At 55.3% G+C, this 725-nt stretch carries 2 protein-coding genes; both read left to right on the top strand.

The window, feature by feature from the left end; genetic code table 11:
- Positions 1–288 (top strand): aldehyde dehydrogenase family protein (locus PWJ82_RS09505; RefSeq protein ID WP_274736438.1); only part of this gene is annotated, 288 nt, incomplete at its 5' end.
- 24 nt (positions 289–312) lie between these two features.
- The coding region (locus PWJ82_RS09500; protein WP_274736437.1) for a PfkB family carbohydrate kinase at positions 313–725 on the top strand (413 nt) is incomplete at its 3' end.

Below are 725 nucleotides of genomic sequence, written 5' to 3'. Positions count from 1 at the left end.
GTTAATTCCTCGCCTTACGGTAACGGAGCAGCGATCTTCACCAACGATGGTGGCCTGGCACGTCGTTTCGAGCTGGAAGTTGAAGCTGGCATGGTCGGTATCAACGTTCCTATCCCCACGCCCGTGGCGTACTACTCGTTTGGTGGATGGAAAGACTCTCTTATGGGAGATACCCATATCCACGGCCCCGAAGGCGTGCGATTCTACACGCGCGCGAAGGCCACAACGGTGCGGTGGCCTTCCGAGGGCACCTATGAAGCAACAATGTCGTTCGAACGCACCGAATAAACCACAGATAAGGAAGTGATGGACATGGTCGTCCATGATGTACTAACAATCGGACGCTGCGGCGTCGATATTTATCCCCTGCAAACCAACTGCACTCTCGAAGAAGTCACAACGTTCGGGAAATTCCTGGGAGGCTCTCCCACCAACGTGGCAGTAGCAGCAGCACGCCTGGGAGAAGACTGTGCCACCCTCACCGGGGTAGGTGATGACCCCTTCGGGCGGTGGGTACGCCTGGAAATGCGCCGACTTGGTGTATCGGATGAATACGTGATCGTTGACAAGACCCTGAACACGCCTGTTACTTTCTGCGAGATTATCCCACCTGAGCATTTCCCATTCTTCTTCTACCGTGAGCCCTCGGCCCCTGACCTACAGATTAAGGACACGGACCTGGATGAAAACCAGGTGCGCGAGGCTAAACTCTTGTGGGTATCCGG

The sequence above is a fragment of the Actinotignum schaalii genome, assembly GCF_028864145.1.
GTDB classification, from domain to species: Bacteria; Actinomycetota; Actinomycetes; order Actinomycetales; family Actinomycetaceae; genus Actinotignum; species Actinotignum schaalii_B.
This window is presented reverse-complemented; position numbering and strand designations above follow the sequence as displayed.